The sequence below is a fragment of the Psychromonas sp. CNPT3 genome (assembly GCF_000153405.2).
Taxonomy (GTDB): domain Bacteria; phylum Pseudomonadota; class Gammaproteobacteria; order Enterobacterales; family Psychromonadaceae; genus Psychromonas.
In genome coordinates, this window is sequence record NC_020802.1 from 954020 (window position 1) to 979174 (window position 25155).

The 25155-nt window shown below is 38.6% G+C and carries 28 protein-coding genes; 18 read left to right on the forward strand and 10 right to left on the reverse strand.

The features are described from left to right. The first annotated feature begins 1 nt into the window (after position 1). Positions 2 to 730: a DnaA inactivator Hda gene (hda, locus tag PCNPT3_RS04180; protein ID WP_015464621.1), complete on the forward strand. Its 729-nt coding sequence runs from the start codon at positions 2 to 4 to the stop codon at positions 728 to 730. A 107-nt stretch (positions 731 to 837) separates the two neighbouring features. Here the strand turns inward: hda and PCNPT3_RS04185 are convergent, their stop codons facing one another. The 5 genes from PCNPT3_RS04185 to PCNPT3_RS04205 are packed head-to-tail and all read right to left on the reverse strand — an operon-like array spanning position 838 to position 3352. After that, positions 838 to 1245, reverse strand: coding sequence for a DUF2069 domain-containing protein (locus PCNPT3_RS04185; protein WP_015464622.1), 408 nt, complete (start codon positions 1243 to 1245; stop codon positions 838 to 840). Further along, positions 1245 to 1595, reverse strand: coding sequence for an arsenate reductase (glutaredoxin) (gene arsC / locus PCNPT3_RS04190; protein ID WP_015464623.1), 351 nt, complete (start codon positions 1593 to 1595; stop codon positions 1245 to 1247). Before arsC ends, PCNPT3_RS04185 begins: the two co-directional genes overlap by 1 nt. An 11-nt stretch (positions 1596 to 1606) precedes the next feature. After that, positions 1607 to 2047 carry a YcgN family cysteine cluster protein gene (locus PCNPT3_RS04195; protein ID WP_015464624.1) on the reverse strand — a complete coding sequence of 147 codons (441 nt, stop codon included), beginning with the start codon at positions 2045 to 2047 and terminating at the stop codon, positions 1607 to 1609. A 2-nt stretch (positions 2048 to 2049) separates the two neighbouring features. Then, positions 2050 to 3069: a lytic murein transglycosylase gene (locus PCNPT3_RS04200; protein WP_015464625.1), complete on the reverse strand. Its 1020-nt coding sequence runs from the start codon at positions 3067 to 3069 to the stop codon at positions 2050 to 2052. 1 nt (position 3070) lies between these two features. Continuing rightward, positions 3071 to 3352 (reverse strand): YcgL domain-containing protein, encoded by a 282-nt coding sequence (locus PCNPT3_RS04205; RefSeq protein ID WP_015464626.1) that lies wholly within the window; start codon positions 3350 to 3352, stop codon positions 3071 to 3073. A gap of 125 nt (positions 3353 to 3477) precedes the next feature. On the opposite strand from PCNPT3_RS04205, the gene minC reads away from it, so the two are divergent. From minC to minE, 3 genes are read left to right on the forward strand one after another with little or no spacing between them, the layout of a single operon-like run. Beyond that, the gene (minC, locus tag PCNPT3_RS04210) at positions 3478 to 4203 is read left to right on the forward strand and encodes a septum site-determining protein MinC (protein WP_015464627.1); all 726 of its coding nucleotides are present in this window, start codon (positions 3478 to 3480) and stop codon (positions 4201 to 4203) included. Positions 4204 to 4216: 13 nt separating this feature from the next. Beyond that, positions 4217 to 5029 (forward strand): septum site-determining protein MinD, encoded by an 813-nt coding sequence (gene minD, locus PCNPT3_RS04215; protein ID WP_015464628.1) that lies wholly within the window; start codon positions 4217 to 4219, stop codon positions 5027 to 5029. A gap of 1 nt (position 5030) precedes the next feature. Beyond that, positions 5031 to 5294 carry a cell division topological specificity factor MinE gene (gene minE / locus PCNPT3_RS04220; RefSeq protein WP_015464629.1) on the forward strand — a complete coding sequence of 88 codons (264 nt, stop codon included), beginning with the start codon at positions 5031 to 5033 and terminating at the stop codon, positions 5292 to 5294. A 61-nt stretch (positions 5295 to 5355) separates the two neighbouring features. Here the strand turns inward: minE and PCNPT3_RS04225 are convergent, their stop codons facing one another. Both PCNPT3_RS04225 and PCNPT3_RS04230 read right to left on the reverse strand, forming a co-directional pair. Then, the gene (locus tag PCNPT3_RS04225; protein ID WP_015464630.1) at positions 5356 to 5901 is read right to left on the reverse strand and encodes a peptidylprolyl isomerase; all 546 of its coding nucleotides are present in this window, start codon (positions 5899 to 5901) and stop codon (positions 5356 to 5358) included. Between the two features lie 9 nt (positions 5902 to 5910). Continuing rightward, a complete protein-coding gene (locus PCNPT3_RS04230; protein ID WP_041771403.1) occupies positions 5911 to 6510 on the reverse strand; it encodes a YajG family lipoprotein in 600 nt (199 codons plus the stop codon). 1239 nt (positions 6511 to 7749) lie between these two features. On the opposite strand from PCNPT3_RS04230, the gene uvrB reads away from it, so the two are divergent. Continuing rightward, positions 7750 to 9759 carry an excinuclease ABC subunit UvrB gene (gene uvrB, locus PCNPT3_RS04235; RefSeq protein WP_015464632.1) on the forward strand — a complete coding sequence of 670 codons (2010 nt, stop codon included), beginning with the start codon at positions 7750 to 7752 and terminating at the stop codon, positions 9757 to 9759. Between the two features lie 205 nt (positions 9760 to 9964). On the opposite strand, the gene PCNPT3_RS04240 is transcribed toward uvrB, so the two are convergent. Continuing rightward, positions 9965 to 10543, reverse strand: a complete 579-nt coding sequence (locus tag PCNPT3_RS04240; RefSeq protein WP_015464633.1) for a Maf family protein — start codon at positions 10541 to 10543, stop codon at positions 9965 to 9967. 125 nt (positions 10544 to 10668) lie between these two features. Here PCNPT3_RS04240 and yceD point away from each other — a divergent pair, with 125 nt between their 5' ends. The 13 genes from yceD to PCNPT3_RS04305 all read left to right on the forward strand — a co-directional run bounded on the left by yceD (position 10669) and on the right by PCNPT3_RS04305 (position 21395). Beyond that, a complete protein-coding gene (gene yceD, locus PCNPT3_RS04245; RefSeq protein WP_015464634.1) occupies positions 10669 to 11193 on the forward strand; it encodes a 23S rRNA accumulation protein YceD in 525 nt (174 codons plus the stop codon). A 17-nt stretch (positions 11194 to 11210) separates the two neighbouring features. Next, positions 11211 to 11384, forward strand: coding sequence for a 50S ribosomal protein L32 (rpmF, locus tag PCNPT3_RS04250; protein WP_015464635.1), 174 nt, complete (start codon positions 11211 to 11213; stop codon positions 11382 to 11384). Between the two features lie 7 nt (positions 11385 to 11391). Then, the gene (gene plsX / locus PCNPT3_RS04255; protein WP_015464636.1) at positions 11392 to 12435 is read left to right on the forward strand and encodes a phosphate acyltransferase PlsX; all 1044 of its coding nucleotides are present in this window, start codon (positions 11392 to 11394) and stop codon (positions 12433 to 12435) included. Further along, positions 12425 to 13384, forward strand: a complete 960-nt coding sequence (locus tag PCNPT3_RS04260) for a beta-ketoacyl-ACP synthase III (protein WP_015464637.1) — start codon at positions 12425 to 12427, stop codon at positions 13382 to 13384. Before plsX ends, PCNPT3_RS04260 begins: the two co-directional genes overlap by 11 nt. Positions 13385 to 13446: 62 nt before the next feature. Further along, entirely contained in the window at positions 13447 to 14388 is a 942-nt protein-coding gene (gene fabD, locus PCNPT3_RS04265) for an ACP S-malonyltransferase (RefSeq protein ID WP_015464638.1), read from the forward strand. 2 nt (positions 14389 to 14390) lie between these two features. Next, on the forward strand, positions 14391 to 15125 hold the full coding sequence (fabG, locus tag PCNPT3_RS04270; protein ID WP_015464639.1) for a 3-oxoacyl-ACP reductase FabG: 735 nt from the start codon (positions 14391 to 14393) through the stop codon (positions 15123 to 15125). Between the two features lie 270 nt (positions 15126 to 15395). Beyond that, entirely contained in the window at positions 15396 to 15629 is a 234-nt protein-coding gene (gene acpP, locus PCNPT3_RS04275; RefSeq protein WP_015464640.1) for an acyl carrier protein, read from the forward strand. Between the two features lie 123 nt (positions 15630 to 15752). Further along, on the forward strand, positions 15753 to 16994 hold the full coding sequence (gene fabF, locus PCNPT3_RS04280) for a beta-ketoacyl-ACP synthase II (protein ID WP_015464641.1): 1242 nt from the start codon (positions 15753 to 15755) through the stop codon (positions 16992 to 16994). 122 nt (positions 16995 to 17116) lie between these two features. Beyond that, positions 17117 to 17932, forward strand: coding sequence for an aminodeoxychorismate lyase (pabC, locus tag PCNPT3_RS04285; RefSeq protein WP_015464642.1), 816 nt, complete (start codon positions 17117 to 17119; stop codon positions 17930 to 17932). Between the two features lie 19 nt (positions 17933 to 17951). Further along, positions 17952 to 18950, forward strand: coding sequence for an endolytic transglycosylase MltG (mltG, locus tag PCNPT3_RS04290; protein ID WP_015464643.1), 999 nt, complete (start codon positions 17952 to 17954; stop codon positions 18948 to 18950). 1 nt (position 18951) lies between these two features. Then, complete coding sequence (tmk, locus tag PCNPT3_RS04295; protein WP_015464644.1) at positions 18952 to 19608, forward strand: dTMP kinase; 657 nt, start codon at positions 18952 to 18954, stop codon at positions 19606 to 19608. Beyond that, positions 19609 to 20625 (forward strand): DNA polymerase III subunit, encoded by a 1017-nt coding sequence (locus PCNPT3_RS04300; RefSeq protein WP_015464645.1) that lies wholly within the window; start codon positions 19609 to 19611, stop codon positions 20623 to 20625. After that, entirely contained in the window at positions 20619 to 21395 is a 777-nt protein-coding gene (locus tag PCNPT3_RS04305; RefSeq protein ID WP_015464646.1) for a TatD family hydrolase, read from the forward strand. Before PCNPT3_RS04300 ends, PCNPT3_RS04305 begins: the two co-directional genes overlap by 7 nt. Before the next feature lie 81 nt (positions 21396 to 21476). On the opposite strand, the gene PCNPT3_RS04310 is transcribed toward PCNPT3_RS04305, so the two are convergent. Both PCNPT3_RS04310 and PCNPT3_RS04315 read right to left on the reverse strand, forming a co-directional pair. Beyond that, complete coding sequence (locus PCNPT3_RS04310) at positions 21477 to 22931, reverse strand: aminoacyl-histidine dipeptidase (protein ID WP_041771404.1); 1455 nt, start codon at positions 22929 to 22931, stop codon at positions 21477 to 21479. A gap of 269 nt (positions 22932 to 23200) precedes the next feature. Continuing rightward, the gene (locus PCNPT3_RS04315; RefSeq protein WP_015464648.1) at positions 23201 to 24655 is read right to left on the reverse strand and encodes an aminoacyl-histidine dipeptidase; all 1455 of its coding nucleotides are present in this window, start codon (positions 24653 to 24655) and stop codon (positions 23201 to 23203) included. Positions 24656 to 25155: the final 500 nt, after the last annotated feature.

Consider the following 25155-nt stretch of genomic DNA (forward strand, 5'->3'; position numbering starts at 1 on the left):
TATGCCTCAGGATGAATTACGTTTTCAGTATCCCTTACTGGCATTAAAATTTCCAGATGATGAAACTTTTGCGAGTTTTTATCCGGGAAAAAATGCCAGTTTATTAACGCAATTAAAAAATAGTGCGGTAGGTCTTGGTGAGCCTGTTCTTTATATGTGGGGTGATGCAGGTAGTGGTCGCTCTCATTTATTGCATGCATTGTGTAGTGAGGTTGATGAGCGTGGGGAAAGTGTATCTTATATACCACTGCATCATCATCAAGGTATGAGTTTAGATATTTTTGAAAATATGGAATCAGTGACATTAGTTTGTATTGATAACATAGATGCTATTGCGGGTAATGCGGAGTGGGAAAAAGCCCTTTTTGACTTTTATAATCGCTGGTTAGATAATAAAGAAAATCGTCCAACAGGGGCAAGTTTAGTGCTCAGTGCGATGCATTTACCCAAGCAAATTGGTATTGAGTTAAAAGATCTTGTATCACGTTTTGAATGGGGAGCTTGTTATCACCTTGAGCCTCTTAATGATGAAGAAAAATTAGGTGCGCTGCAGCTTAGAGCACAATTAAAAGGCATGAAATTACCCGTTGATGTAGGCCGTTTTTTACTGAATAGGCTTTCTCGAGAGATGGATACATTACTAGATACTTTAGATCGCTTGGATAATGCGTCACTTGAAGCAAAACGCAAATTAACGATCCCCTTTGTTAAAGAGGTGCTTGATTTGTAATTTAGGCGTATATGAAGAAGAGGATGGCGGGCCAATCGATTTATCTGCTCTATGTTAAATCGACGTGGCCACGAATAAAGGGTAAAACGATCTCTTACATCCTATTGTTAATGCTTGCTTTTCTTTTTTTTGCGAATACTTAAACCTAATTCAATACCTCGATATTTGGCAAAATAGATACATCCCCATAAAAATAGACTCGAAAAAAACAACTCTATACTAGCAAGCAGTACTTCTGAGGGTTCGCTGTAAAGTATGATGGTACTGTGCATGATGTAGATCAGTGCGATGAACCCACACCAAGCAAAAGTATAAGGATCCTTTCTTAAAATACCTCGCAAAGGGAATAGCAGGGGGATAAGCCAGATACTTGTAATCAGCCAAGGGTTGATATTGAATCCTGGTGGCGATAAATAAAGATGCCATAAGGGGACAAGTAAGAGTAATGAAAAATAACCTATTTGTGCAATGATCTGATAAAAATGTGTTTTTTTGGCGATCGGTTGTGTGCTCATTAAAGAATTTCCAGTACAGATTCTGGTGGGCGACCGATACGCGCTTGGTTATTTGCCAATACGATAGGGCGCTCTATCAGCCTAGGGTTATTGCACATAGCCTCAAGTAATGCATCTTCATCGCTACTATCGCTCAATGCCAATACTTTGTATATATCTTCTTTGTAGCGTATTAATTGGTGCGCTGAGCTGTAACCGAGTAAACCTATAATATGCAGTAATTGCGATTTCGTCGGCGCCTCTTTTAAGTACTCGATGACAGTAACCTTATTCTGTTGGTTACTAATAAGCGCGAGTGTTGCACGACTTTTGGTACATTGCGGATTATGGTAGATTGTAATATCTGTCATCTTGATTCCTTTTATTGTGCCGGCCATGTGGCGATATATTCGTCTAAATAGGTGATGTCGATTTTGGTCTCAGAAATAACTTTACCGCGAATTGAAAATCCGCCTTTATGCATTGCTGATTTACTGCCTGTCAAAAGAGGGTGCCAGACGGGTAATGGTTTATCTTCCACAAGGCGGCGATATGCACAACTTTTTGGCAACCAATGAAATTGCTCAATATCATCCAAAGAAACTTTAACACAGTCTTTTACGTATTTAAAACGTTGCGGGTAGTGACGGCATTGACATGTTTTAGTGTGCAACAGTTTACAAGCTACATTGGTAAAATGTAGCTCTTCTGTCTCATCATCAATAATTTTATTTAAACAGCACTTCCCGCAACCATCACAAAGAGATTCCCACTCTTGTGCGTTCATTTGTGATAATGTTTTTTCTTCCCAAAAATGACTCATTTTTATTTATTACTCGTGATCGGTGCACTAATGCGTGGGTTATTAATTCGTTCGGCAAGGTAGCTAACTGCGCTTGCAAAGTAATATGAGCGGTTCCAGTGCATTAACACTTTATAATTGTTATAGATAAGATAGACTCTGTCGCCATTTTCATCAGGTTTGATCACGGATGCTTGTAATGACACTTTAGGTAATGCACCACCTTCAAAGCGACGAACACCGAGTTGTTGCCATTGCTGCAAACTTTTTTCTGTTTTTAAACCAAAGAGTGTCTGATCAAAATTCGTCGGTAGTTTAACTTGTCGACCCCACGTTTCAGATCCTTCCCAACCTTCCATTTTAAGATAATTAGCGGCGGAAGCAAAAACATCGCCAAGATTTGACCAAATATCTTTTTTCCCATCACCATCATGATCAACCGCATAATGCAGGTATGAGGTAGGCATAAATTGTACTTGTCCCATTGCGCCTGCCCAAGATCCTAAAAAATTCTCTTGTTCAATATAACCGGCTTCTAAAATAGAGAGGGCTGCAAACAGTTGTTTTTTAAATAAAGCTTCACGGCGACCTTCGTAGGCCATCGTGGACAAGGATGAAATAACATCGTGGCGTCCAGTGATACGTCCGAAGTTACTTTCAATACCCCATAGAGATACGATAAAACGAGGTTGCACGTTATATTTTTTTCCAATCTCATTCAATAAAGTGTAATTGTCACGATAAGCATTACGCGCGCGTTTTACTTTCCACTCGGGTACTGCCTTACTTAGGTAGTCATCCAAGCTTAATTTAAATTGTGGTTGCTGCTTGTCGGAGGTCACGCTACGTTTTAAAAACTTAACGTTATGAAAGGCATTATTGACAATATCGCTATCGATACCTTTAGTGATGGCCTCTTTTTTTAGGGTGTTAATGTAATCATTAAAAGGTAGCTTTTCAGCGTAGGCAAAATTACTGAATATTGTAGAGCTGAGTAAGACACTCAATATCGCTTGTAGAGGTTTTTTGCTCGGTAATACCATGTTAGTTTCCTTTTTGGTCAAGCCACTCTTTATGTTCTTTTAAATTATCAATCGGAGGCGGAGGAAGTTGTAAGTAATAGCCATGTAATAGTATCGCTTTGATCACTTTATCTGCTTCTATCATAGCGAGTTGACTGCCACTTTTTAAATTCATCATAGAAATTAATTTGGGTGGACCGAAGGTTTCAAGTAAGGCCTTGGGCAAACTAGAAAATTCATCTCTTTTTGAGATAAAAAGATAAGTTTGTGATTTTCTAATACTTTTGTATACTGCACATAACATAATACGAATGCAACCCTTTACTTGCCTAATGTGAATGCAAACTATAACATGTATTCAGGTTTAATTTTTAGAGAAACTCACTGATTTTTAAGTCAATTCAATAAAAGGTTAAAAATAGGATAGTTATGGCATTAAAATCATTAAATTTTGCACTACTCGTGGTCAATGTGAAGTGCGCAGAGCTCATAGATTTAGCGGATGAGCTAAATCAAAAACGCTTAATGGCACCTGATTTTTTTAGCTATGCGCCAGTGGTTGTAGCGCTTGATAATAATAATTTAGAAATTGACTTTTTAGAGTTAAAAAAAGTAGTCGCGGCTCAAAGGTTTATTTTAGTTGGGATCTCTGGAGATTTGAGTGCAACACAAAAATCTAATGCTCAAACTCAAGGGATTTCAATATTAAGAAGCTCATCGCATTCTTTTAAGAAAAAAGAAAAAATTCGAGAGAATGAGACTTTGAATATAAAGCCAAAAACAGAAAGTATTGAACAAGAAATGATCAATACGCAAGTTAAAACAAAAATACATAATGGCAGAGTACGATCTGGGCAACAAATTTACGCAAAAGAATGTGATTTGATTATCAATGGTGATGTTGGTGCTGGAGCTGAAGTGATTGCTGATGGTAATATTCATATATATGGCGCATTACGAGGTAAAGCGTTAGCCGGTGCGATGGGAGAAAAAACAGTGTCTATTTTCTGTCAAACTTTTTCCCCAGAATTGGTTTCTATTGCGGGCGTGTATAAATTAAGTGATGCTCTACCGGTTGAATTTTCCGGAAAAAGTTGTGTCGTCTCAATGCAAGATGAACAACTTGTATTAACCAGTTTAAATAAAGTAAATTAGGTAAGGGAAAATAATGGCAAAAGTAATTGTCGTCACTTCAGGAAAAGGTGGCGTAGGCAAAACGACGAGCAGTGCAGCAATTGGAACGGGTCTTGCTATGTCAGGCGCAAAAACGGTGATCATTGATTTTGATATTGGTCTACGAAATTTAGATTTGATCATGGGTTGTGAGCGTCGTGTTGTTTATGATTTGATCAATGTGATCAATGGCGAATCAAATTTACAACAAGCGTTAGTAAAAGATAAACGCATCGATAATCTCTTTATACTCCCAGCTTCACAAACACGCAATAAAGATGCGTTAAGTAAAGAAGGGGTTGAGCGCGTTATCCAAGCATTGAAAGCAGATGGTTTTGAATATATTATTTGTGATTCACCAGCAGGAATAGAGCAGGGTGCAATGATGGCGCTTTATTTTGCAGATGAAGCGATTGTAACGACCAACCCTGAAGTTTCATCCGTACGCGATTCTGATCGCATTACCGGCATGTTATCAAGTAAATCTCGACGCTCTGAATTAGAGTTAAACCCGGTAAAAGTGCATTTGCTTATTACGCGTTATTGCCCAGAGCGCGTCGAGAAAGAAGAGATGTTAAGTATCGATGATATCAATGATATTTTAGGTATTGATTTGTTAGGCGTGATACCCGAGTCACAAGATGTGCTTAATGCCTCTAATTTGGGTGAACCCGTTATTCTAAATCCTAATTGTGATGCCGGTAAAGCTTACCAAGATGCAGTGGATCGTTTACTGGGTATCGAGCGTGAATTTCGTTTTGTTACTTATACAAAAAAAGGCTTCTTAAGCCGTTTATTTGGAGCCTAAAATGGGATTACTCAGTTATTTTCGTCACGAAAAGCCGAAAAAAGGCAGTGCTAAACAAGCGAAGGATCGTTTGCAAATCATTGTTGCGCATGAACATTCAAATTCAATTTCTCCCGATTATTTACCGGCGTTGCAAAAAGAAATTGTTGATGTGATCCGTAAATATATGGATATTACAGCGGATGATGTAAAATGTGAGTTTAGTAATAAGGGTGATGATGTTTCTGTCTTAGAAGTGAATGTTGCCATGCCTAAAAATTATTAATAGGTTGTTTGTTTAAAGTAGTACTCAGGATCGCACGCTTTTGAGATCCTGAGTGTTATGATTATTTTTGTGTATTAAGAACAATACGATAAATAATAATAGGTTGTAGTGGTTTATCACGACTGTTCGTTGCAACAAGCGCTATCTCATCAACAATATCCATTCCCGTCACCACTTTCCCAAATACGCTATATCCCCATTTATTCATTGCGCCATCTAGAAATAAATTATCTTTATGATTAATAAAAAACTGGCGTTTAGCTGAGTGTGGCGCATTGGTTCTTGCCATAGCAAGCGTGCCTCTTAAGTTGCTTAGTCCATTATGCGATTCATTTTCAATGGCGCCATTAGTTTGCATTTTTTGTCCATTCGCTAAAAAACCACCACCTTGGATCATGAAACCATTGATAACTCTATGAAAAACACTGTTTTTATAGTTATCTTTTTTAATGTAAGCTAAAAAATTCGCCACAGAGATAGGGGCTTTTTTAGCAAATAAAGTGATCTCAATATTACCTTTTGATGTCTCAATCGTGACATTAGAGGGGCTCTGTGCGAATAAGGCACTACTTGTGATCAACAATAAAAAAGGGATCAGTAATTTCATTATATCTTCCTATATGGGCGTATTTAAAAGGCGTAGTTTAGCATTAAGTTCAGTATCTTGAGTGATGCTATTTAATAAAGTCGTGAGCTGCGTATTTAAGTTAGTGGTTAAATCATTAACATCGGCTTTAAAGGCGCCTTCTTGAGAGTAATTTTGGCTAAACATTTTACTAAAATGCTTTTGCTGCGTACTTAAACTTATTTTTATCTGGATTTGGCCACTTTGAGTATAACTGAAGGTATTTTGTTGTACGTTAGTGAGTAGTTTAATGAGGTGTATCTCTATTTTGGGGGCGCTATCGTTTGCATCTTTAATGTTTAATTGTTGTTTTTCCCAGGCGTTTTGTAAGCGCGTTTTAATTAACATCAGTGTACTGTTCTTTTCATTAATTAATGTTGCGACATCATCCCCATCACTAATGGCAATTAAATAATGTGCAATGCGTCTATCCATGGCCGTTAACTGCCACGTCATATTGCTTTGTAATGATGTTGTAGGCGCGTTTATAGTGGGTAGTTGTAATGCGACACTATTTTGCGGTTGAGAGCTACAGGCGGATAAAATAAACACACTTGTTGCAGAAAGCAGGTTTTTGAATCTACGTTGCACTTTGTGTGTGCTTGGTTGGTTATTTAGGTGAGCACAAGAGAGGGAGAGAAACATGATAAAGCACCTTTTAGTATAAATATAAAAACTAATTTTAATCAAAAAAATCCAAAATAGCGAAATAATAGTATTAAAAAAGAAAATAAGATGTGAAATAGGGGTTATTTTTTTCTTATAAGTATGATCAAAGTCCTTTTTTTGTTTTTCTACTTTTATATTAAATAAATTATTAAATAAATTAATTAGTTTGATTTTTAAGCATGGCAAGGTGATGTTTCTCTTTGAAAATTGCTTGTAAAATAAGTTTAGGGGCTAGCAGCAATGATGTACTCTCACTTAGCGAAGGTTATCCACTTTTTCTGTGGATAACTCTGTGGGAACTTTTATTATAAAGTCCTGCAAGGCTGATGAGCGCTCGCATTCGATTAGATCGGTGCAAAAACAAACAAATAATTAAACGTTGTAAAAACAATGAGTTACTAATGTCAAGTGAGGCTGGTTTCTATTTGGTTTGATTTTTTATCATATTTTAACGGCCGATTAAATGTCAATCTATAATGTGTATTATTTTTGTCAAATAAGAAATAAATGCATTGACAATCACAAATTAATCACTCAGAAACTTGGTTTTTACCACTAAAGTACACTGCACTTTAAGCAAGAAAAAGAAAGCTTTTTATTTTGACTTAGATGTGTTTATTTTTTCTAGATCTGATGGAGAAAAGACAATTAACCCACAATAAGTATTTTTTTTGTCCTTTTATTCTTTTATCCTATTTGTGTTCGCGACGTTTATAGACTTGTTATTTAAAAATACGTTAGAGTACTTATCTTTTTAGTTATCGATTGAGAGTGATAACAGTAAAGTGATGGGTGATTAGATGTAGTGGATTTTTAGCTTATTCAAAGAAGCGGTGTCCAATTGTTCTTGCTGCTTTTGCATCTTGAAGTATCATAGATCTCGATTTTTATTTTGCCTTGGACGCGATGTTTAAACATATTAGCTTTAGATGTTTGAGCGGATATGTGCTTCCTCGACTATTCAACGTGTGATTTTTTTGAAAGGGAGCATTTTATCTGTTGCATGAGGTGGTGACATTGAAACTGCCCGTAAAGAGCACGTAAAATTGAACACATCATTACGGTTATAATACACAACGCAGCATCACTCTATGCGCGGTTAGGATGATAGGCCAAGTCTCTTTGGTTTACTGCTTTACATACTTGAGGTATCGATGCGATATGCAAAAAAAATTCGAATTACATGCTAAATTCTCACCGGCTGGCGATCAGCCCCAAGCTATCGAGTCTTTGGTGGCAGGTATTGAAGATGGGGTGGCTTTTCAAACGTTATTAGGTGTTACCGGCTCCGGTAAAACGTTTACGCTTGCTAATACCATTGCGCAGTTAAATCGTCCGACCTTAATTTTGGCGCCCAATAAAACATTAGCAGCCCAGCTTTATGGTGAAATGAAAGCTTTTTTCCCTAATAATGCCGTTGAATACTTTGTGTCTTATTATGATTATTATCAGCCAGAGGCATATGTACCGAGCACAGACTCCTTTATAGAAAAAGATGCTGCCATTAATGCACATATTGAGCAAATGCGTCTGTCTGCAACCAAAGCCTTATTAGAGCGTACTGATGTGGTGTTAGTTGCCTCTGTTTCCGCAATTTATGGTCTTGGCGATCCCAAAGCTTATTTAAAAATGATGTTACATTTAAGTGTGGGGGAATTTATTTCGAGTCGTGAAATTTTACAGCGTTTAGTGGACTTGCAATATTCGAGAAATGACACGGAATTAAGTCGAGGTACTTTTAGAGTCCGCGGTGAGATCATTGATATTTTCCCTGCTGATTCAGAAATAGAAGCGTTACGTATTGAACTGTTTGATGATGAAGTTGAAAACATCAGTGTGTTTGATCCCTTAACCGGACAAACGTTAGATAAGCTCGCACGGGTAACCATTTATCCTAAAACGCATTACGTTACCCCTAGAGAGCAAATTATAAAAGCGATTAAGAGTATAAAAGAGGAACTCGTTGAGCGTAAAAAAAGTTTTTTAAGCAATAATAAATTAATTGAAGAGCAACGTATCTCTGAGCGCACCTTATTTGATATTGAAATGATGACCGAGCTGGGTTATTGCTCGGGTATTGAAAATTATTCTCGTTACCTTTCTGGGCGAGATCAGGGCGCAGCACCACCGACGCTTTTTGATTATTTCCCTGCGAAAAGTTTGCTTATTATTGATGAAAGCCACGTGACCATCCCTCAAATTGGCGCGATGTATAAAGGCGATCGCAGTCGCAAAGAAAACCTAGTGAATTATGGTTTCCGTTTACCATCTGCGCTGGATAATCGACCGTTAAAATTTAGTGAATTTGAAAAGTTGGCGGCGCAAACAATTTATGTGTCGGCCACGCCTGCTGATTATGAAATTGAAAAATCAAAGGGGGATATTGTGCGCCAAGTTATCCGCCCAACAGGGCTTTTAGATCCCTTGATTGAGGTGCGTGACGTACATACGCAAGTCGATGACTTATTATCTGAAATTAATTTACGCGTGCCTTTAAAAGAGCGTGTTTTAGTGACAACGCTGACTAAACGAATGGCAGAGGATTTAACGGATTACTTAACAGAGCATGGCGTAAAAGTGCGTTATTTACATTCGGATGTGGATACGGTTGAGCGCATTGAAATTATTCGCGATCTAAGGTTAGGCATTTTTGATGTTTTAATCGGTATTAATTTACTGCGTGAAGGCTTAGATATTCCTGAAGTCTCATTAGTGGCAATATTGGACGCCGATAAAGAAGGTTTTTTACGATCGGAGCGCTCTTTAATTCAAACAATGGGAAGGGCTGCCCGCCATCTTAAAGGCAAGGCGATATTATATGCAGCTAAAGTCACTAAATCGATGCAAAAGGCAATACATATCACGACGCAGCGCCGAGAATTACAGCATCAATATAATATTGATAATAATATTGTGCCACAAGGATTAAATAAAGCGGTTGATGATATATTGCAATTGGGAAAACGTAGCCCTAAAAAGTCGCGAAAGGGAACATCTGAACTGTGGAAAAAAGAAGCAACGCCAGTGGCTAACGAGAAAACGTTGCTAAAACAAATGGTACGTTTAGAAAAACAGATGTTTGTGCACGCAAAAGATTTGGAGTTTGAAAAAGCCGCGCAACTGCGCGATGAAATTAGTGAATTACAGGCGCAATTAATTTTAATCTCTTAATGCGACACAATCTTGCATTAAATCCATGCGTCATCTGATGAAAAATTAGTAAGTCAGATACGGATAGCCCTTTTGGGCGCTCATTTGAATAGCAGTGTCACGTTGCAACCGATAAAGAGGGGTAGTTCTTACAAGGGTTGCACTTTTAGATAGATGCCATATTCGCGAGTGCCCAATAAAGCATCGAGTATATGCAAATACCGCGTTAAATAATTTTAACGCCCTCTTTTTCAAGCATGCTAATAAGAGAGATGAGGGGTAAACCAATTAAGCTGTTGGGATCTTTACCTTCTAAACGCTCGAACAGAGCAATGCCATAGCCTTCACTTTTGAAACTGCCCGCACATTGGTAAGGTTGTTCTTGATGCAGGTAATTGGTTATCATCTCATCAGTGAGGGGCCTAAAAGTCACCACAAAAGATTCGACGAGAGATTGTACCTGCTGCGTTTTTGTATTGAGTAGCGCAAGGCCAGTATAAAATGTAATTTTCTTGGCACTGGCCGCTTTTAACTGTAAGAATGCATGTTCAAAATCACCCGGTTTACCCAAGATCTCGCCATTATTTACACATACTTGATCTGAGCCAATAATCAAAGCATGCTTAAATTCGCTCGCGCAGGCTTGTGCCTTTTCAATGGCTAAGCGTTCTACGAGTTGTTTTGCGGTTTCATTTTCTAAGGGGCTTTCATCAATGTTAGGTTTTGTGGTCACGAAAGGGCAGTTTAATTTTTCAAATAACTGTTTACGAAAAGGTGACGTTGATGCTAAGACAATTTTAAGCATAAATAAGTACTCGTTATGGGATAGTATTATTATTTTATGGGCAAAAAAATAATAATACTAATCTAATTGATAAAATTGTTTCTTTTTCTTTGACTATCGACTTCCCTATCTATATTATTCGCCTCATGCAAAAGGTTAAACTACCGATTAGCGTTGATCCGGTTAAAGCTGCTCAAAAAGGTTTGCAAATAGAATCTCTATTACCCAAATCTTTGATGAAACGTTTCGCTGAATCAACAATCAGTATTCAATCTGATATCAACACCGCATTTTCATTTGATATTGACCAACAAAAGTTGCGAATATTTCATGGGAAAGTCAGTGTTGCAGTAGAGCTTTCTTGTCAACGGTGCAATGAGCCTATGCTTTATCAGTGCGAAGCTGAATTTACGTATTGTCCAGTTCATAATGAAGAGCAGGAAAATAATTTACCAGACGTGTATGAACCCATTTATTATGATCAAAATGGGGAGGTAAATCTTCATCAAATAGTTGAAGATGAGCTGATATTGAGTCTTCCTCAAATTGCAAAGCATGCAATAAAAGATTGTAATCAAAGTAAACTTGTTGTTAGCTTTGGTGAGATTGAAGAAGAAGAAGCACAACGTCCCAACCCATTTGATGCTCTAGCTCAACTAAAGCGCAAATAACAAGTAGGAATTTTAACATGGCAGTACAAAAAAGTCGTAAAACTCGTTCAAAACGTGGTATGCGTCGTTCTCATGATGCACTAAGTGCTCCAGCACAACTAACAGTTGATGCTACATCTGGTGAAACTCATCGTCGTCATCACATGACTGCAGATGGTTTCTATAAAGGCAAAAAAGTAATCGAACTATAAGTTCGCTTTGCGTAAACTTCATGTTGCGCTAGATGCCATGGGGGGCGATCTCGGCCCCCATATTTCTATTTTAGCCGCGGTTAAATCCTTACAACTTAATCCTTCACTTTTTTTAACGTTAGTTGGCCAGCGCGCCATTATAATACCCCTCTTAAAAAAACATCATCTATTAACGCATGAGCGTTTATTATTTTTGCATGCTGAACATGCAATTTCAATGTCTGACGATCCTATTTATGTACTGCGCCATATGCGTAATACTTCCATGCATGTTGCTTTAGAATTAGTCGCAAAAGGGCAAGCTGATGCCTGCGTGAGTGCGGGTAATACCGGTGCATTAATGTTACTTGCTAAGCAGTCATTGAAAATGTTAGAGGGTATCTCTCGGCCTGCACTGGTGACAGGATTACCTCGCAAGGGGCGAGGACACACCTACTTATTAGATTTAGGTGCCACATTGCAATGTGATAGTGATACATTATTTAATTTTGCTATCATGGGCAGTGAGTTATGTGCACAAGTTGAGCAGATAAAAAAACCTGCGGTTGCACTACTTAATGTGGGACGAGAAAAAAACAAAGGAAGCGACGTTATTAAACGCGCGGCTATGTTACTAGAGCAAACAGAACATATTAATTACATTGGCTTTATTGAAGCGAATGAACTTTTTTCTAGCCCTGCGGATGTGGTAGTGACGGATGGCTTTAGTGGTAATATTGCCTTAAAAAGCTATGAGGGAATGGGCGTTGTCTTTTTGCGCCAATTAAAAGAAGCAGTAAATTCTAACCTATACAGTAAGTTATTAGGTAAACTGTTAAATCCCATATTGAAAAAGCATTTTAAACATTTACACCCAGATATGTATAATGGCGCTAGTTTAATTGGTCTGCGAGGCATTGTTGTCAAAAGTCATGGCAGTGCGAATGAAGTTGCATTGAGTTATGCGATTGAGCAGGCTATCAAAGAGATCCAGTGGCAGATCCCGACAACAATAGCGAATAAATTAGAAACAGTTTTATTAGAGCGAGATTTTTTATTACATGAACAGTAAAATTACAGGTACAGGTAGTTATTTACCGATCGCGATACGTAGTAACAGTGATTTAGAGAAAATGGTAGAGACCAGCGATGAATGGATCACGACACGTACGGGAATTAAAGAACGCCATATTGCCAATAAAGACGAAACGATTGCGTTTATGGGCAAAGAAGCGGGTTTAAAAGCATTGCAAGCGGCTGATCTCGAGGCCAGTGATTTAGATTTAATTATTGTAGCAACAACCAGTAATCATAATGCTTTCCCATCGGCTGCGTGTGAAGTGCAGAATTTTTTAGGTATTTATAATATCCCCGCTTTTGATGTGTCAGCTGCGTGTGCAGGCTTTGCTTATGCACTGAGTATTGCTGATAACTTTATTAAAGCCGGCAGTGCAAAGCATATTTTAGTCATTGGCGCTGATACGCTAGCGGCTACCTGCGATCCTTCTGATAGAGGGACTATTATCTTATTTGGTGATGGCGCCGGTGCGGTGATTGTCAGTGCGAGTGAAGAAATAGGCATTATATCAACACACATTAATGCCGATGGACGTTTTGGTGAATTATTAAAATTACCCAATGCATCGCGCGACCCTAAAGAGGCGGATAAAAACGCATACTTAACAATGTCGGGTAATGAAGTGTTTAAAGTGGCGGTGAAAAAATTAAGCCAAGTGGTCGTTGAAACGTTAGCTGCTAATAATATTGCCAAAGAAGATCTCGATTGGCTAGTGCCACACCAAGCCAACAAACGCATAATTAGTGCAACGGCTAAAAAACTAGGCATGTCGATGGATCAAGTTATTTTAACATTAGAGTCGCACGGAAATACATCAGCAGCCTCTGTGCCACTCGCTTTTGATGAAGGCATTCGCTCAGGTAAAATTAAAGCCGGTCATCTCGTTTTATTAGAAGCATTTGGCGGTGGCTTTACTTGGGGCAGCGCACTTATTCGCATGTGATCTCAATAAAAATATTTTAAAACAGGAATTTATTCCTGTTTTTTATTTTAAGGAATAAATTTATGACAAACTTTACATTTACTTTCCCCGGACAAGGATCCCAAAGTTTGGGTATGCTCAGTGAGCTTGCGCAAAAATATCCTTCTGTTTTGGCAACATATCAAGAAGCGACAGACGTACTTGGTTATGATTTGTGGCAATTAGTACAACAAGGCCCGGTCGAAGCCTTAAATCAAACTGATAAAACGCAGCCAGCATTATTGGCAGCTTCGGTTGCTATTTGGCGTGTTTGGGCAGAGCAAGGTGGACCATTACCCTCGATTATTGCTGGGCATAGTTTAGGTGAGTACTCTGCACTAGTATGTGCCGGTGTGATGGACTTTAAAGATGCGATTAAATTAGTTGAATTACGTGGTCAATTAATGCAACAAGCGGTACCTGCTGGTGTGGGGGCAATGTATGCGATTATTGGTCTTGATGATGAGAAAGTTGCATTAGCGTGTACACAGGCCTGTGAAAACGAAGTTGTGGCGCCAGTGAATTTTAATTCACCAGGGCAAGTGGTTATTGCTGGCAATAAAGCTGCCGTTGAGCGTGCTGGCGTGTTATGTAAAGAGGCTGGCGCAAAACGCGCATTACCTTTACCTGTTTCTGTACCATCACATTGTGCGTTAATGAAGCCGGCGGCTGATAAATTAGCCATTGCATTAAAAAATATCGAATTTAAAACGCCTAAAATAGCAGTAATTAACAATGTAGATGTTGCAACAGAAACGGATGCTGATAAAATTAAAGATGCATTAGTGCGCCAATTATACTGCCCAGTACAATGGACTCGTATTATTAAAACAATGGCAGAGCAAGGTATTTCGATGCAAATTGAAGCGGGCCCTGGCAAAGTATTAAGTGGTTTAGTTCGCCGTATTGATAAAAGTTTTACGGCGCAATTCATTAATGATGCAAATTCATTAGAAGCAACATTAAGTGCAGTACAAGGGGAATAATCATGACAATGAAAGATCAAGTAGTATTAGTAACAGGCGCAAGCCGTGGTATTGGCCGTGCTATCGCTGAAAAGTTTGTCTCTCTAGGAGCAACGGTATTAGGCACTGCAACCAGTGAAAAAGGCGCTACTGCTATTAGTGAATATTTAGGCGATTCAGGTAAAGGTTTTGTCTTAAACGTAACCGACAATGATTCTATTGCAGCCCTTTTTGCTGTTATTAAAAAAGATTATATCGGCGTTGATATTTTGGTTAATAATGCGGGTATTACGCGTGATAATTTATTAATGCGCATGAAAGATGACGAATGGAATGATATTATCGATACAAACCTAACGCCAATTTTTAAAATGAGCAAAGCGGTGATGCGCCCTATGATGAAAAAACGCGCGGGACGCATTATTAATATTGGCTCTGTTGTCGGCACTATGGGTAATGCAGGGCAAGCGAATTATGCAGCCGCTAAAGCGGGCGTGATTGGTTTTACAAAATCGCTTGCACGTGAAATTGCAAGTCGTGGTATTACGGTTAATACAGTCGCACCTGGGTTTATTGAAACAGATATGACCAAAGCATTAACGGATGAGCAACGCGAAAAGACGCTTGCCAATGTACCGGCAGGACGTTTAGGTTTTGCCAGTGAAATCGCTGCCACTGTTGCTTTTTTAGCCTCTGATGGCGCAGCTTACATTACCGGTGAAACTATCCATGTAAATGGTGGTATGTACATGGTTTAATTGATAAACCTGAATTTTTTTTGGATAGGTGATTAGTGGGCAAAAGGGATGAATTGATGCCTTTTTCCATGCTAATATATTGAGATCTCTTTTCTTTATCGCGAAAAGGCGTTAGACTTCACTTTATCTAATGAAATTTGATTTTCATCTGTTTATTGAAATAAATCTGAGTATAACTGGTCTAACCAGTGATAGAATACTTGAATATTAAGCGTGATAGAATAAACTATCGCAATTAACGCATTAGCGTATCTACAAAGGAAAATAAAAATGAGCAATATCGAAGAACGCGTAAAAAACATCATCGTAGAGCAACTGGGTGTACAACTAAATGAAGTAGTTAACTCAGCTTCTTTCGTTGACGACTTAGGTGCCGATTCTTTAGATACGGTTGAATTAGTAATGGCTCTTGAAGAAGAGTTCGATACTGAGATCCCAGATGATGAAGCTGAAAAAATCACTACGGTTCAATCAGCTATCGATTACGTTCAAAAAAGCGCATAAGCGTTACTTTGTACGAGATTAATTTTTAAAGGCGGTCTTTGACCGTCTTTTCTGTTTATCTAGATAATGGTTTTATACGCATAAAGTAATTATTTAGATAAATTGTATTGTAGGAGATATAAAGTGTCAAAACGCAGAGTTGTGATCACGGGTTTAGGCTTATTAACACCGGTTGGTAATTCAGTTGAAGAGTCTTGGGATGCTATCAAGGCAGGTAAAAGTGGTATTGCAAATATTGAACACTTTGATACTGAGAAATATGCTTGTAAATTCGCAGGTTTAATCAAAAACTTTAATGTTGAAGACTATATGAGTAAAAAAGATTCACGTAAAATGGATACTTTTATTCAGTATGGCGTAGTCGCTGCTGCTCAAGCACTTGAAGATTCAGGCCTTGTTGTAACGGCTGATAATGCTGAGCGTATCGGCGTTGCTATTGGCTCTGGGATCGGGGGCATTTCCACGATTGAAACCAATGTTCGTAATATAGAAAAAAGTGGCCCACGTAAAATTAGTCCTTTTTTCATTCCCGCTACGATCATCAATATGATCTCTGGGCATGTGTCTATTAATCATGGTCTAAAAGGCCCTAATATTGCGATAACGACGGCTTGTACAACAGGTACACATAGTATCGGTATGGGCGCGCGCATGATCCAATATGGTGATGCAGATGTGATGTTAGTGGGCGGTGCTGAAAAAGCGTCGAGCGAACTCGGTATGGGCGGTTTTGCTGCTGCTCGTGCATTATCTACACGTAATGATTCACCTGAAACGGCGAGTCGTCCTTGGGATAAATCGCGTGATGGTTTTGTATTAGGCGATGGGGCTGGCGTACTTGTACTTGAAGAGTATGAACATGCAGTCGCACGTGGCGCTAAAATTTACGCTGAATTCGTTGGTTTTGGTATGAGTGGCGATGCATTTCATATGACGTCACCACCTGCAAGTGGTGAAGGTGCTGCACTTTCAATGAAAAATGCATTAAAAGACGCACATATTGAACCAAGTCAAATTCAATATATCAATGCACATGGTACCTCTACACCCGCGGGCGATATTGCTGAAACGCAAGCTGTTAAAAGTATCTGGGGTGCTGCTGCTAAAGATGTCATGATGAGTTCAACAAAATCAATGACAGGGCACTTGTTAGGAGCTGCTGGCGCAATTGAAGCTGTATTTTGTATTCTTGCTCTGCGCGACCAATTAGCGCCACCTACTATTAACTTAGTGAACCCAAGTGAAGGTTGTGATCTTGATTATGTCACTGACGGCAAAGCGCGTCCTGCACATATCGAATACACGCTTTCAAATTCATTTGGATTTGGTGGTACGAACGGTTCATTAATTTTCAAACGTATCTAATTTTTATATCGAGGCATAGCGGTTTAAAGAACATTTTAAGCGCTATATTTTGATTTAAAAAGGGGTATAAAAAAAGCCCGATTTCAAATCGGGCTTTTTTATAGCTAAATAAAAGACATCTTATGTTAATTAACGGCATAGAAGAAAATCAGATCAGTGCATTAGATCGTGGTCTGGCTTATGCAGATGGATTGTTTTCAACGATAAAAGTACAATATGGGCAATTATGCCTATGGGACTTGCACTTACAGCGCTTACAACTCGGCGCTCAAAAATTATTTTTTCCAAAGGTCGACTGGATCGCATTAACGGCGGAAGTTGATAGCGTCGCAAGATCGTTAAAAAGTAGCGCTCACGCGGTAATAAAAGTGATTTTAACGCGGGGTAATACGGTGCGAGGCTACAGTACTTTACCTTGCACAGACGTTTTACGTATCGTCAGTTCAAGTGCCTTTCCTGAGCATTACCTGCAATGGCAGAAACGTGGTATCGCATTGATCCAATGCCAGACGCGTTTAGGTCGCCAGCAACAATTAGCAGGACTCAAAACATTAAATCGTTTAGAGCAAGTGTTAATAAAACATGAATTAGAGAGTAAGCATGCACTAGAAGGCCTTGTTTGTGATGAATTCGAGCATGTTATTGAAGCCTGTAGTGCCAATGTTTTTTTATATTTAGATAATAACTGGGTAACCCCCCGTTTAGATTATTGCGGCGTTGCCGGCGTGCAGCGTCGACACATCATGCAGGCAGCCCTTGCGAATGGTATGATTATCGTCGAGCAAGAGGTCAGTATCAAGGATGTTTATCGCGCGCAGGCGCTTTGTTTAAGTAATGCATTAATGGGGATTGTCCCAGTAACGCAATATAATGAGCACAGTTATAATGCGAAGCATTTTAAATTAAGTGCACAGTTGCAAGTACTTATTGATTATTAGTGTGAAAGAGGCAAACCGAATGTGTTTAAAAAAAGTCGCAATTACGATCAGCATTATGATTATATTAACGTTGGGGACGCTTATCTATGTGCAGCAGCAACTAACGGAATATTTGAAAACCCCTTTGATAGATAAAACGCAGCTGTTTGTTGTTAAACCAGGTAGTAATTTTACGCGATTAGGTCAAAAGTTTTTTGATGCGGGGATCATCCCAAATCTAGGATGGTGGCGTTTACTTGCAAAACGTTATCCTGAGTTAACAGCTATAAAATCAGGCACTTACCAGCTTCGAGAAGGCTCTAATTTATTAGATATCCTAACCTTAATTAATAAAGGTAAAGAATACCAATACAAAGTTACCTTTGTCGAAGGGAGCACTTTTAAAGACTGGTTAGTGAGTTTACAAAAAGAATCTTCTTTACGGCCATTACAAAAAACAGAAAGTGAAATCATTGCTGCGCTTAACATCCCCCATAAAAAACTAGAGGGTTTACTATTTCCAGAAACCTACCATTACAATGCGAATATGAGCGCTTACAAGATCATAAAAAAAGCGTATCTGCATCAGCAAAACATATTGGCGCGGTTGTGGGCTGAGCGTGATAAAGATTTACCTTATAAAACGCCTTACGAGGCGTTGATCATGGCCTCTATTATTGAAAAAGAGAGTAACTTAGCGAGTGACAGAAACAAAATATCCTCTGTTTTTGTTAACCGTTTACGTTTAGGTATGCGTTTGCAAACTGATCCTACTGTCATTTATGGCATGGGGGATAATTATAAAGGGCGAATTTACCGTAAGCATTTACGTGAAAAAACGCGGTATAACACATATGTCATCAAAGGATTACCGCCTACGCCCATCGCAATGCCAAGTGAAGCAGCTTTATATGCAACCTTACATCCAGCGAAAACAAAGTACCTTTATTTTGTGAGTAAAGGTGACGGTACGTCTTATTTCTCAAAGAATTTAAAAGAGCATGTGCGTGCAGTTAGAAAATATATTTTAGGAAAGTAACATGTCAGCTCAGAAGAAATTAGAAAATAAATTTATTGTGATCGAAGGGTTAGAAGGTGCTGGGAAAACCACCGCGATACGCTATATCGGTAACTGGCTTGCAGAGCAGGGAGTGCCTACGTCTAAAATGACTTACACGCGTGAGCCTGGAGGCACTAAACTGGGCGAATATATGCGTGATATTATTAAAATGGATCTTAATGATGAAAGCCTCGATGATAAAGCTGAATTATTATTGATGTACGCCTCAAGAGTGCAATTGGTTGAAGCGGTTATTAAACCCGCTTTGGCACAAGGGCACATTGTTATTGGTGACCGGCATAATTACTCGTCTCTTGCGTATCAAGGTGGCGGGCGCGGTTTAGATATGCATTTTATCCACTCATTAAAGCAATTGTCACTGGGGGATTTTAAAGCGGACTTTACGCTATATTTGGACATTGATCCCGCTCTTGGATTACAACGTGCGCGTGGACGAGGTGAGTTAGACAGAATTGAGCGTCTTGCCATTGATTTTTTTGAGCGGACACGTCAAGTGTTCTTAAATTTGGTGGCTGATGATGAAAGTGCTGTCACGATTGATGCATCAAAAACACCTGCGCAAGTAGAGAAAGCTATTTTTAAGCAATTAGATAATTGGTTAGTGAGTTTAAAATAAATGCAAAAGAAAGAAGTTTCAACCCCATGGCTCAGCCCTGTATTTAATGAATTATTAAAAACCTATCAGCAAGGGCGCCTTGCCCATGGTTTATTATTTACCGGCAGTGTGGGCTTAGGAAAATATAAGTTGGCATCACAATTATCTGTTTATCTATTATGTTCAGATAAACAGGCGAACGGGGCCTGTGGACATTGCCATTCTTGTCGATTATTTAGTGCGGGAAATCACTTAGATTTTTATATATTAAAAAGCGAAAATAACAAAGCCATTGGCATTGATGAAGTGCGCGCCTTGATTAATATGCTTAATGAGCGCCCGCATTTAGGTGATAATAAAGTCGTACTCATTAAAGATAGCGCTTTACTGAGTAAAGCAGCTGCCAATGCGTTACTTAAAACGTTAGAAGAGCCACAAGGCAATAGTTACCTGATTTTACTCGCTGATACGCATCACCAATTAATGCCAACATTATTAAGTCGCGTATTACATCAGCATATACATACGCCAAATGATGCGCAATTATTAAGCTGGCTAGATGAGCAAAATGTACAAGTGACTGATTTAGGTGTATTGCGTCAATTTCAAAGTTGCCCGTTAGTGCTGCTTAATTATTTACAAGAATTGCAAGCTGGGTTGGCGGTTGATGAACGCAGAGATTGTGTTGAAGGCCTCTTTAAAATGTTAGTAGATGCATCATCACTCTTTGATTTTAGTGCTTTTCTCAGTAAAGTGCCTCATGCACGCTTACAGCTATTATTTTTTCTGTTACATGAGATCCAAAAAATAAAATTAAACCCTCAAGGCCTGTATGAAGACGCGATTTACGCGTTTGCTCGGCCTCAGCTTGATATTTGGTGTGCACAAATTAGTCTGAGTAGTTTACGTGATTTATCCGCGAAACTTTTAAAAACACGAAACTTGATACGTGACCAAAAAGCATTAAAGAAAGAGCTATTGATCAATGCATTATTAATAGAAATAAAAAATGAATTTAAGGAAAAACATTTATGTTAGTTGACTCTCATTGTCATTTGGACCGTCTTGATTACGACGCACGGCATAAAGATTTAACGGATGTTATCAATAAAGCCCAAGCACAAGGGGTGAATTATTTCCTCAGTGTGTGCGTGACGCTTGAAGATTACCCAAGCATGGCGCAGTTAATATCGGGCCATAAAAATATTTTCAGTACCTGTGGCGTGCATCCTTTGTACCCGGGTGACGAACTCGATGAAGCGCTTTTATTAGAATATGCTAGCGCTAATAACGTCGTCGCTATCGGTGAAACGGGGTTAGATTTTTTTTACTCTCCGGAAACCAAAGAGTGGCAAATAGATACGTTTCGCAAACAAATTCGAGTTGCAATTAAACTCAATAAACCTTTAATTATTCATACTCGTGACGCACGCCAAGAAACCTTATCTATTTTAAAAGAAGAGGGAGCTGAGAAAGTAGGGGGCGTTTTACATTGCTTTACTGAATCGCTTGCTATGGCCGAAGAGGCGATGAAAATGGGTTTTTATATCTCAGTCTCAGGTATTGCAACCTTTAAAAATGCCACGGAGTTGCAAGAGGTGATACGGGCTATTCCTTTAAACCGATTGTTAGTAGAAACAGACTCTCCCTATTTGGCACCTGTGCCACATCGTGGCAAACAAAATGAGCCTGCATTTACGCGTGATGTTGCAAAATTTGTGGCGAATTTAAAACATGTATCATTGGAGGAGTTAGCGAAAATTACGACGCAGAACTTCTTTAGTTTGTTTAAAGGGGCGTATAAATAGTTCTGGGTATATATTCTTGTAATAGTGGCCTTTCTCGGTTTAAGTATCATGATACTTAAACCGAGAAAGGCTTTTTCGTTATTAATCGATAGATTTTAGTGTTGCGATCAATAATTTCCAATATTTATCAACACTGTCAATATGTACTTTTTCATCTGGGCTATGTGGGAATTTGATCGTAGGACCAAAAGATATCATATCTAAGTGCGGATATTTCTCACTAAAAAGTCCACACTCAAGTCCTGCATGGATAACCATTGTTTTGGGCTTATTATCAAAGAGCTTGATATATTGTGCTTCCATTATTTTGTAGATTTTGGACTCAACATTTGGTTTCCAACCTGGGTAATTACCGTCTTTACGCACTTTTCCTAAATGAGCTTGAAAATGCTGACTGATCTGCTCTGCTATTTTTTGTTTTTCATCTTCAACTTGTGAGCGTACTAAGACTTGTAGTTCAAAACGCAGGTTAGTCTTATTTTGCTCCAACACACCGAGGTTGCTCGATGATTGTACAACATTAGAAAAATTATCATCCATAGACACGATCCCATTTGGGCATGAGAAAAGACAGTCTAAGAGATTTTTTTGGCTACTGTTTGTCAATATAGAAGTCGGTAAAAGGGTGCTTTTGATTTGCAATGATAAGGTGTCTTCTGCATTTTTAAATTCGCTCACTAATTGCTGATTTAATGTCGCTATCAGTGTTTCTAAACTGTTTTGGTACTGCTTATCACACACAATAATAGTGCTGGCTTCACGTGGAATAGCATTACGTAAACTACCGCCTTGCAGTGTCGATAAATGGAAGGGAATGGCTGCTAGGTTATTTAATACAGAGACAAGTACTTTAACTGCATTGGCGCGCCCAAGGTTAATATCACAACCGGAGTGACCACCTTTAAGACCTGTTAAAGTAATTTCGTAAGCACTATCAGTCGGTTCTACTTCCATTTTTTCATAATGCATGTTCACATTGACATTAATACCACCGGCACAACCTACGTATAATTCACCTTCTTGCTCAGAGTCTGTATTGATTAAAATGGAGCCTTGTAGTGCACCACTTTTAAGTCCAAAAGCGCCTACCATTCCCGTTTCTTCATCGGTTGTTAATAAGACTTCTAACGGACCATGCTGCAACGTATTGTCGGCTAGAACTGCCAAGCAAGATGCCATGCCAATACCGTTATCGGCACCTAATGTGGTGTCATTTGCATGTAGCCACTCGCCATCAATGTGCGTCTGAATGGGATCAACTAAAAAGTCATGTTCAGTATTACTGTTTTTTTGAGGGACCATATCTAAGTGCGCTTGTAAAATGATGGCACTTTTATTTTCAAAGCCTGCGCTCGCAGGTTTTTTTAAAATCAAATTACCGACTTCATCTTTAACACATTCTATGTTTTTTTCTTGTGCCCAGTTTATTATCCATTGTCTTAATTTTTCATCGTGCTTAGAAGGGTGTGGGATAGCGCAGATGTCGGCAAAATAAGACCAAATTTCAGATGCGTGTTTTGATTGTAATGTTTGCATAAAATAACCTTTTGATAAAACTGCAATGAGTATCGTTTTGGTTACATCGAACCCATCAAAAAATAATACCCGCATATTCTCGGGGTATTTGCGTGTGCGCCTTAAATGAGGCGTCTATCGCCTCTTAAAACAGGTATGGCCGTTGATTTTAATACCATTTACTTAAAATTACCAGTAGCTAATAAGAGTAAATGTTTGCGTTAGTATCTTTTTAATCGCTTCCCTAAACTGTTAAAGAGGCTTTATAAATGCCTTTAAAGGGCGTTAAATTACTTAATGGCTTTGAGGGTTGCCAGTAGTAATTGCCAATATTTATCGACACTGGCAATATTTACTTTTTCATCAGGGCTGTGTGGAAAGTTGATGGTAGGCCCAAAAGATATCATATCTAATTGCGGATAGTTCTCAATAAACAAACCACATTCAAGGCCAGCATGAATGATCATTGTTTCTGGTTTTTTATCAAAAAGAGCAATATATTGTGCTTCCATTAAACGATAGATAGCTGAGTCTATATTTGGCATCCAACCCGGGTAATCTTGTTCTTTACGCGCATCTACGCCACGTTTTTTAAAGTTTTGGTATATGATCTCTGCTAATATTTGTTTTTCAGTTTCAACTTGAGAGCGGATCAACACTTCGATTTCAAAAAACTGTTTACTGTGATGCTGATTTAGCACGCCAAAGTTACTTGAACTTTGAATAACATCTGCGAAATTTTTGTCCATGCTATAAATACCATCTAAGCACTGCACAATCGCATCTAAAATGTTCTTTTTAGAGATAGAGCTTAATGCGACGTCTGGAAGTGCTACCTTTTTAAGGCTTAGCGCAATACCACTTTCACTGTGTTTAAATTGTGTTGTTAATTCTTTTTCTTTATTTTCAAGATAGGTTTTTAGTGCGACTTCATCATTTTCAGAGCAAACAATAATGGCTTTGGCGTCACGCGCGATAGCATTACATAAACTACCGCCCTGTAAGGTAGCAAGATCCCATGAGATCCCCTCGATATTATTTAAAAGCTCACCTAATACTAAAATCGCATTGGCACGTTGCAGATGAATATCGCAACCCGAATGACCGCCTTTGAGTCCATCAAGACTTATTTCGAAAGCTTGTGACTCTGCTTTACAAGGCGCTGTAGTATAATCAAAACTGACGTTAATATTGATGGCACCAGCACAACCTACATATAATTCACCTTCTTGCTCTGAGTCAGTATTAAGTAAAATCTTGCCCTGTAGTGTACCTTTTTGTAAGCCTTCTGCGCCGGCCATTGTTGTTTCTTCATCAACGGTAAGTAAGACTTCTAATGGGCCGTGTTGTATTGAGTTATCCGCGAGAACCGCTAAACAAGAGGCAAGGCCAACGCCATTATCTGCACCTAATGTGGTGTTGTCTGCATGTAGCCATTCACCTTTACGGATGGGTTTTATAGGGTCGACTAAAAAGTCATGCTCTATATGGGTGTTTTTTTGAGGCACCATATCTAAATGTGCTTGTAAGATCACAGGGGTTCTGTTTTCAAATCCAGTACTGGCCGGCTTTCTTAATATTAAATTACCAACTTCATCTTCCCTGCAATCAATATTTTTATCTACCGCCCAAGCGCTGATCCATGCTTTTAACTTCTCTTCATGTTTTGAAGGATGGGGAATAGAGCAAATAATGGCGAAATAAGACCAAACATCTGCAGCTAATGTTGACTGTAAACTTTGCATAATAAAAAACCTTATAATAAACGGAGGACGTGAAAGCACATTATATCAAATAGGCTATGTAGGTTTTAAATTTGGATCCCATTATGATCAAATGCTTATGGGAATGTGTGGAAGTTAATAGGGTTGCATTGGATTTAAGATCTTTTTTTTTTACAGAGGGGGAATAGGTAATAAAGAGATGTATTTTAGAAAAAATTAAGCAATAAAACAGACCGTAAAAGGTTGGTTATTTAATGCACATTGCGGGATTTATTTAATCTGTTCCTAGTAATAATTTTAAAATACGTAGTTACAAGGTATTACGCTTGCTTTTTAATCTAAATGGATGTTCCAAAGGTTATTCCATTAAATAAAGCACCGAAAAATGAAATAATGTTAGGTAATTGTTAATAAGATCTATAAGCTGTTGCGAATTTGCCAAATTTTATGATATTTGGCGGAAAAAAAAGCTTCCGCTAAGTACCGTAAACTTTATTTTTATTGTTTACTTTTCAAACTGT

Coding starts and splice junctions, on each gene's coding strand:
- PCNPT3_RS04260 (WP_015464637.1), top strand. CDS start 12,425: ATGAACAGTAAAATTACAGGTACAGGTAGTTATTTACCGATCGCGATA.
- acpP (WP_015464640.1), top strand. CDS start 15,396: ATGAGCAATATCGAAGAACGCGTAAAAAACATCATCGTAGAGCAACTG.
- PCNPT3_RS04240 (WP_015464633.1), bottom strand. CDS start 10,543: ATGCTTAAAATTGTCTTAGCATCAACGTCACCTTTTCGTAAACAGTTA.
- PCNPT3_RS04300 (WP_015464645.1), top strand. CDS start 19,609: ATGCAAAAGAAAGAAGTTTCAACCCCATGGCTCAGCCCTGTATTTAAT.
- PCNPT3_RS04305 (WP_015464646.1), top strand. CDS start 20,619: ATGTTAGTTGACTCTCATTGTCATTTGGACCGTCTTGATTACGACGCA.
- PCNPT3_RS04185 (WP_015464622.1), bottom strand. CDS start 1,245: ATGAGCACACAACCGATCGCCAAAAAAACACATTTTTATCAGATCATT.
- minD (WP_015464628.1), top strand. CDS start 4,217: ATGGCAAAAGTAATTGTCGTCACTTCAGGAAAAGGTGGCGTAGGCAAA.
- PCNPT3_RS04200 (WP_015464625.1), bottom strand. CDS start 3,069: ATGGTATTACCGAGCAAAAAACCTCTACAAGCGATATTGAGTGTCTTA.
- PCNPT3_RS04225 (WP_015464630.1), bottom strand. CDS start 5,901: ATGAAATTACTGATCCCTTTTTTATTGTTGATCACAAGTAGTGCCTTA.
- minE (WP_015464629.1), top strand. CDS start 5,031: ATGGGATTACTCAGTTATTTTCGTCACGAAAAGCCGAAAAAAGGCAGT.
- arsC (WP_015464623.1), bottom strand. CDS start 1,595: ATGACAGATATTACAATCTACCATAATCCGCAATGTACCAAAAGTCGT.
- pabC (WP_015464642.1), top strand. CDS start 17,117: ATGTTAATTAACGGCATAGAAGAAAATCAGATCAGTGCATTAGATCGT.
- yceD (WP_015464634.1), top strand. CDS start 10,669: ATGCAAAAGGTTAAACTACCGATTAGCGTTGATCCGGTTAAAGCTGCT.
- mltG (WP_015464643.1), top strand. CDS start 17,952: ATGTGTTTAAAAAAAGTCGCAATTACGATCAGCATTATGATTATATTA.
- PCNPT3_RS04315 (WP_015464648.1), bottom strand. CDS start 24,655: ATGCAAAGTTTACAGTCAACATTAGCTGCAGATGTTTGGTCTTATTTC.
- tmk (WP_015464644.1), top strand. CDS start 18,952: ATGTCAGCTCAGAAGAAATTAGAAAATAAATTTATTGTGATCGAAGGG.
- rpmF (WP_015464635.1), top strand. CDS start 11,211: ATGGCAGTACAAAAAAGTCGTAAAACTCGTTCAAAACGTGGTATGCGT.
- PCNPT3_RS04310 (WP_041771404.1), bottom strand. CDS start 22,931: ATGCAAACATTACAATCAAAACACGCATCTGAAATTTGGTCTTATTTT.
- PCNPT3_RS04205 (WP_015464626.1), bottom strand. CDS start 3,352: ATGTTATGTGCAGTATACAAAAGTATTAGAAAATCACAAACTTATCTT.
- minC (WP_015464627.1), top strand. CDS start 3,478: ATGGCATTAAAATCATTAAATTTTGCACTACTCGTGGTCAATGTGAAG.
- fabD (WP_015464638.1), top strand. CDS start 13,447: ATGACAAACTTTACATTTACTTTCCCCGGACAAGGATCCCAAAGTTTG.
- hda (WP_015464621.1), top strand. CDS start 2: ATGCCTCAGGATGAATTACGTTTTCAGTATCCCTTACTGGCATTAAAA.
- PCNPT3_RS04195 (WP_015464624.1), bottom strand. CDS start 2,047: ATGAGTCATTTTTGGGAAGAAAAAACATTATCACAAATGAACGCACAA.
- uvrB (WP_015464632.1), top strand. CDS start 7,750: ATGCAAAAAAAATTCGAATTACATGCTAAATTCTCACCGGCTGGCGAT.
- fabG (WP_015464639.1), top strand. CDS start 14,391: ATGACAATGAAAGATCAAGTAGTATTAGTAACAGGCGCAAGCCGTGGT.